Raw genomic sequence first — 5,398 nt, 5'->3', positions numbered from 1 at the left:
AAGATGAACCGGCTGAACCATCGGAATCGAATCCGGAACTTGATAAAGAAAAAGAGAAGCTGCTGAAAAAGTTGGCCGAAAAAAAGAAACGCACAACGAAAGATGCCTCCACTTCTTAATCAGAAAAGCCAAAAGCCCGGTCCGATTTCCTCTCGTTGGAATATCAGAACGGGCTTTTTTTGGTTCATCTTTTATTCTTTTTTCTCTCTCTTTTGGATATCCGAAGGCGACAAGTAAAACCCCGTCACCACCCCGATTTTGGGGTGGTGTATAACTGGGCACTGTCGGATTTTTTTACGCAGCAATCTCTTGGATCTGCCGTTCGTTTTTTCTAGCCAATTGTTTTTCGAGATCCCCTTCAGCAATCAAAACGAAAAAGTTCAGTGAGAGTGCCCATTTATACGCACCGATTTTTTCTGCAAAAAAGTCACTGCCTTCTTTTGGGTTTCCTGCTGGGGCTAATGAACAGCAAAACAGTCGTAAAGGTGAAAAAAGTGAGAAAGAGCATAAGGGAAACGTGTCCCCATTTGCAATGGGGAACTAGGCAGAGCCTAGTGTTTAGTTGGGTACATCAAATTTTGATTTTGGCACAGTTTTGTGCCAGAAAAAAAACGCCTTTGGCACAAGTTTGTGCCAGCTTTTTTTCATCAATTTTACCTGTTCCCTTTTTTCTTGAAGCCAATTTGAGTTTAAAAAAACAATTGAATTCAATATTATTTTTAGAAAAAAAGAATGAGATTTGCGTGGCGATTGACAGCGACAAAAATTCCGGAGTGCCCAGTTATACACCACCCTAAAATTAGAGTGGTTTCTGGAACTTTTATGTCGCCTCCGGATGTAGAAATAATAATGATTCGTTCGCAAATGTAGGGAGTTAGCCAATCTCTAGTTGGTTTATATATCCTGAATTATCGTAAGTTCCTTAACCCCAAAAACGTAAAAGGTGCTGATTCATAGCATCTTCTTTTTTTATTTATCTAGAAATGCTATTAAATTAGTATCTTTCAGCCTAAGAGAAGCATAAAATAAAGGTATATTTAACTTTGATTAAAGCTAAATTTAAGGGGGGGGGAAGTATGCGGATTCCAATCAGTCGGTTAGTTAAGGAGTTGAATCTTGAAGCCCACCAACTTCGAGAATGGGAAAAACGGGGGTGGCTTGGTGAAGTCGTGAAAGACCCTCGGCAGAACCAGCAACGGGTTTATACAGAAGAACAAGTGGAACGAATTCAATTGATTGCCAACACTATTCAAGTGCAACGAGAAAAAGGTATTAAACGAACAGACTTAGCGGAAGTTGAAGCTAAGTTATTGGAACAGTTCGGGGGCGAAGTAAAGCAAATCGATACAGATTTAGTGGTTGCTCCGCAATCGCTCAATCAGATTGTTGAATTGCTGATGGGGCAGAACCAGAAAATCAACGAGCTGCAGCAACTCATGGAACAGCAGCCGAAAAATCATTTGCCGGATCCGGTGGATCATACGAATCTCATTACGGATATGAAAAACGAACTGAAAAAGAGTCAAGAACGAGAAGAACAACTGCTAGCCATCGTCCAGCAGTTGAAAAATGATTTGGATGAATTGAAAAAAGCCCCAGCAAAATCCAAATGGAAGTTTTGGGGCAAAGACTAGGGTAAGCTATTTAATTTGTAGAGTCCTGTTTTTTATAGTTTTTACTAGCTTCTTCTAATTCTTTATATTTACAGCATCGATCTTTCATTCGATTTCTTTCATTTTCGTTTTCTTTATCTGTTCCTGTCATAATCTCGTACAATTCATTAGCAGCTGAAATAATTTGGGAAGTGTTTTTTCGTATAAACCTTGCTTGATTTAATAAGATATTTTTATATTTAGTATCGGATTCAGTATTAATATCATATCGGATTAATCCAGATGGATGGACAGGAATCATATTATTTAAATTAATAGCTCCATATTTTCCGCCCTCTACTTTAATAAAATCTTTATCATTTTTCATGTGTTCAAACTTTTTTTTCGGAGAAGCTAGAGGAGCGAAATAATCACAACCATTAATTTTCATCAAAATACCGATATATTTTCTACTTTTAGCGCCAGGGTGATCTTTTTCTTTACGTACTGTTTCGTCAATTTCACGTAGATACTCAATATATTCGCGATCTACCTCATAAATAAAAATTTTTTTCATATTATTTCTCCATAGAAAAAGGCGGCAAGTTTATTGCCGCCTTTTTCTTGCCCACTTTTGTGGTAGGGCTTCTCCACTTTTTTGTTGTCCACTAATTTGGCAGGACCTCTCCGCTCTTTCATTGTCCACTAATCTGGCAGGACCTCTCCGCTCTTTCATTGTCCACTATCTGGCAGGACCTCTCCGCTTTATATACTTAATATATCAAGAGCCTGCTAAGTTTTCAAGAGATTTGATTAAACCAGCAAATAATAATTTCCTATACTATTCAGTTTCTTCAGAGTCTGATGATATTTCAATGTCATAATTTGAATTACTATTACTTGAAACTGCAGTTCTGTACATTCTAGTAATGAAATCATTAACTATCAAAGTCAAGGGTTCTCCAATAGCTTGTTTATAGTTAAATCCTAATAATTGCATAGTTTTTAATGTATCAACGTCTATTAAGCTAGTGAATTGTTCCATGTCTTTCTTAGTTTTATCATCATCTTCATTTTCTCCCATATTGGAAATTAGTTCTAAAACTCGATTAAAAGTATTTCTTAAATATTCAATGTTATCGTCTGTAATATTAATTTTTTCATATTCTTCTTTATATCCTAATGCAACTCTTTTCAATTCCTGATTTTCACTAATTAAATCATTAATTAGTTCCTCATACTTTACAATTGTTGCTTCCTTGTCTTTACCACCTTTAAAAGTTTTTACTGAGTCGATTACGTATTTACTGGTATCAGAAGCCATAACAGAATTTAAAGTTTGTGCTAATCCTACAACATAAGTTGGGTCTATCATGAAGTCCCCCCCTTTTTAATCTTAATACCTCAGATTGTTAATTATTGTAACACTTCATTTAGAAAAAGTATGAAAAATGATATAATAATTGGAAAAATAAGAATAGTAGGGATAATAATGACTCAAAAATATGTTCCCCCAAGATATGGAGAAAACTCATTTAGTTGCCCAACTTGTTCAGCCCACACTCAGCAACACTGGTATGAAATTAAACTATTTGGACCTAACGTGGTCGAATATAAAGCATTTGCAGGTTTAAGAGAAGTTCAAGATGACATAGGCGAAACATGGGATTCAATAAAGGAAAATGGATATTTTGCTGATAATCTTGGTGCGGTGAGCAAATGTCTTGTGTGCGAAGAAGTTGCAGTTTGGGTGGAAGGGAAGATAGTTTACCCACTCACTCACTTGGCACCCTTACCAAATTTAGATATGCCAGAGGATGTTATGAAAATCTATGTTGAAGCAAGAAAAGTGAGCACCTTGTCACCGACTGCATCTACTGCATTATTGCGGTTGGCTCTAGAAAAGCTTTTACCGCAAGTTGGAGCGCAAAAAGCAAAAATTGACACTATGATTGGTGACTTAGTAAGTCAGGGACTTCCGAAAGAAGTCGAAAAAGCTTTAGACAGTTTGAGAGTGATTGGTAATGAAGCCGTCCATCCTGGAACAATTGATTTGAAAGATAATACGGATGTTTCCATTGCTTTATTCAAATTATTAAATGTGGTAGTAGATCGAATGATTACTCAAAAAAGGGAGATTGATGAAATATACAGTCTTATACCAGAAAATAAGCTAAAAGGTATCGAAGATAGAAATAATAGAGCTTTAAAGATACAAAAAAACGAGTAGTATTTTGACTTACTACTTTTCGAATGTAACTTAATACATATTAAGTTACATTCAAAACCTCTATTTTATTAACTTCCCAAGAAGTACGAGTAAAACTGAACACACGCTAAAAAATGATACATTCAAAACCCCTATTTTAGTAATCTGATTCTAAATAAGATTTATTAGAAAAAGTCCGAATAGGTGATTAACCAGAATTCGTCTTCTTACTGCTGCACTATAAAAAAAGGGACCTCCGTCCAAGGGTCCCTTTTTATTTCTCTATCTAATTTTTTCCCTTGCGTGGTTTGGCCCAAAAACAGAAAACTTTACTGCCTTTCGGATAAATCCGAACTCCATTCTTAGTGATGTAAGGGGTACAGATCCATACCTTCCCTTCATCGTTTGTATCACCAATTTTATGTTTTTCCATGCTATCGACCTCCCAATATAGTGCTTGCAAGTGGTCGAAGCTAGTGATACTTTAAATATACCAATTATATTTTGAACGGGACGGATTTCGGATCGTTCTATATCACTTAGCTGTAGACCCCCTGCAAGAGGAGAGTCTGCAGCTCTTTTTTTGTTTTCTCAAGATTAATCACACAACCTTTCTCAATTAAAATTTTATAAGAATTATTACAATCGACTTTCTAATTAACTCGCACATTTGATTATCTCAGATCGTGGTATGTAACACTTATAATTAATTTAACGATATTCAAAACAGTTGTCAAGTCTTTTTATTCAAAAAAGATGAAAAAATTGTCTTAAATGTGAATAAGAAGAATACAACACTATATATAGTCTCAACCATTGTACCATTTACCATATATGCTGTATTGTATATTCACGCAAAAACTCGAAGGTTGGTACTAAGGTATTATTAAAGAACATTTTAAGCAGGTAAAAATCATATCAAAAGTAAATTATTGACTCAGTCTAAATTTTTATTAAAAGCTTATACCTTAATTATTATTAGAACTTTGAGTAATGGTCTGCTTAATTTGAGTGAGGAGTGAAAAGTTGGTTACTAAAAAAGGCGAACTTAAAGATGTGCAACCTATTCGGTCGCTGGAAAAGATCGAGGATATGAAATGGAGTTTGAAAAAGTGGTGCAGCGAACGAGATTATATTTTATTTCTCCTGGGCATTAATTCTGGCTTGCGGGTAGGTGATCTATTAACTATCCAGACAAGCGAGATCCAAGGCAAACAAGTTGTGTCGTTACGTGAAGGGAAGACCGGAAAACGCCGTACAATTCATCTCGGCAATATTTTCGATGAACTAGATGCTTATATTCGCAAGTTAGAGGGCACTAAGTGGCTTTTCCCAAGTCGAAAGGGAAATGGACCAATTACACGTGTTCAAGCGTACAGACAGCTTCAGAAGGCCGCACAAATGGTCGATATCTCGGTAGGCATTGGCACCCATACCTTGCGCAAAACATTTGGCTACTGGCATTACAAGCAGTTTAAAGACATTGCTGAGCTACAGAATATCTTGAACCATGCCCATCCGCAAATCACCTTGCGCTATATCGGCATCACAGACGAGCAAATTGAGAGCAATTTAAAAGCATTTCGCCTGTAAAACT

Annotated in this window: 7 protein-coding genes; 4 read left to right on the top strand and 3 right to left on the bottom strand. The window is 36.2% G+C overall.

The window, feature by feature from the left end; all coding sequences use genetic code 11:
* The first annotated feature begins 554 nt into the window (after nucleotides 1-554).
* Nucleotides 555-797, top strand: a complete 243-nt coding sequence (locus ON064_RS16860; RefSeq protein ID WP_274625677.1) for a hypothetical protein — start codon at nucleotides 555-557, stop codon at nucleotides 795-797.
* A gap of 279 nt (nucleotides 798-1,076) precedes the next feature.
* Nucleotides 1,077-1,634, top strand: coding sequence for a MerR family transcriptional regulator (locus ON064_RS16855; RefSeq protein WP_274625676.1), 558 nt, complete (start codon nucleotides 1,077-1,079; stop codon nucleotides 1,632-1,634).
* A gap of 10 nt (nucleotides 1,635-1,644) precedes the next feature.
* Here the strand turns inward: ON064_RS16855 and ON064_RS16850 are convergent, their stop codons facing one another.
* The gene (locus ON064_RS16850; RefSeq protein ID WP_274625675.1) at nucleotides 1,645-2,169 is read right to left on the bottom strand and encodes a type III toxin-antitoxin system ToxN/AbiQ family toxin; all 525 of its coding nucleotides are present in this window, start codon (nucleotides 2,167-2,169) and stop codon (nucleotides 1,645-1,647) included.
* A 264-nt stretch (nucleotides 2,170-2,433) separates the two neighbouring features.
* A complete protein-coding gene (locus ON064_RS16845; RefSeq protein ID WP_274625674.1) occupies nucleotides 2,434-2,967 on the bottom strand; it encodes a hypothetical protein in 534 nt (177 codons plus the stop codon).
* Nucleotides 2,968-3,084: 117 nt separating this feature from the next.
* On the opposite strand from ON064_RS16845, the gene ON064_RS16840 reads away from it, so the two are divergent.
* Complete coding sequence (locus ON064_RS16840; RefSeq protein ID WP_274625673.1) at nucleotides 3,085-3,822, top strand: DUF4145 domain-containing protein; 738 nt, start codon at nucleotides 3,085-3,087, stop codon at nucleotides 3,820-3,822.
* 265 nt (nucleotides 3,823-4,087) lie between these two features.
* Here the strand turns inward: ON064_RS16840 and ON064_RS16835 are convergent, their stop codons facing one another.
* Nucleotides 4,088-4,234: a hypothetical protein gene (locus ON064_RS16835; RefSeq protein WP_274625672.1), complete on the bottom strand. Its 147-nt coding sequence runs from the start codon at nucleotides 4,232-4,234 to the stop codon at nucleotides 4,088-4,090.
* Between the two features lie 659 nt (nucleotides 4,235-4,893).
* Between ON064_RS16835 and ON064_RS16830 the strand changes: the two genes are divergently transcribed.
* The gene (locus ON064_RS16830) at nucleotides 4,894-5,394 is read left to right on the top strand and encodes a tyrosine-type recombinase/integrase (protein ID WP_274625678.1); all 501 of its coding nucleotides are present in this window, start codon (nucleotides 4,894-4,896) and stop codon (nucleotides 5,392-5,394) included.
* Nucleotides 5,395-5,398 lie beyond the last annotated feature (4 nt).

Origin of the sequence: Planococcus sp. A6, assembly GCF_028823615.1 — a bacterium.
Lineage (GTDB): Bacteria > Bacillota > Bacilli > Bacillales_A > Planococcaceae > Planococcus.
The sequence above is the reverse complement of the archived record's forward strand: the minus strand, read 5'-3'. Positions and strand labels throughout refer to the sequence as shown.